Source organism: Bowmanella dokdonensis (assembly GCF_017254865.1).
In the GTDB taxonomy this organism is placed as follows: domain Bacteria; phylum Pseudomonadota; class Gammaproteobacteria; order Enterobacterales; family Alteromonadaceae; genus Bowmanella; species Bowmanella dokdonensis.
The window spans coordinates 1-603 of sequence record NZ_JAFKCV010000057.1 but is presented as its reverse complement, the minus strand read 5'-3'; the positions used below and the strand labels follow the sequence as shown (position 1 = coordinate 603).

Sequence of the window (603 nt, the reverse complement as noted above, 5' to 3'; positions counted from 1 at the left end):
GCATCAACTCCATGAGCATGATGCAATTATCACACTTAACCCTACGCCTCAGGCAAGAAAGACGTTCCCAGATTTACCTGATACCCTTGAGGCACGGTTAACGACCTATGCAGTCGATGGCAAAGTGTATCGGGTGCTCAGCTCGATGACGGCGCCATTGCGGTATCCTTATGACGACATTGTCGATGTATATGCTCAGCGCTGGGAAATTGAGCTCGGGTTCCGTGAGATGAAGCAGGGGTTACATCAGGCCAAGCCTACCCTCAGAAGCAAAAAGCCGGACATGGTGAGACAGGAACTATGGGGGCTGCTACTGGCATACAATTTGGTCCGCATTGCCATGCTGGATGCCGTTAAAGACATACCCGACGCATCGCCCACAAGGCTGAGCTTCAGTCTCTGTATGAGACAAGTGGTCACCTTTTTCATCACCGTGACCATACGCAGCGCAAGCAAGCTACCGGAGCACTATGCTTACTTGCTGGACACCCTAAGAATGCTAAAGCTACCGGATAAGCGGCCAGACAGAGTTTACCCTCGGGTGGTCAGGAGAAAACCCAATAAATACCCCACAAAGAAAAATGCCAGTCAGCTTAACTGACT

1 protein-coding gene is annotated in these 603 nt (G+C 50.7%); it reads left to right on the top strand.

What is annotated here, in order from left to right; all coding sequences use genetic code 11:
* On the top strand, positions 1–601 hold a 601-nt coding region (locus J0A66_RS21525; RefSeq protein ID WP_206575912.1), incomplete at its 5' end, for a transposase.
* Positions 602–603: the final 2 nt, after the last annotated feature.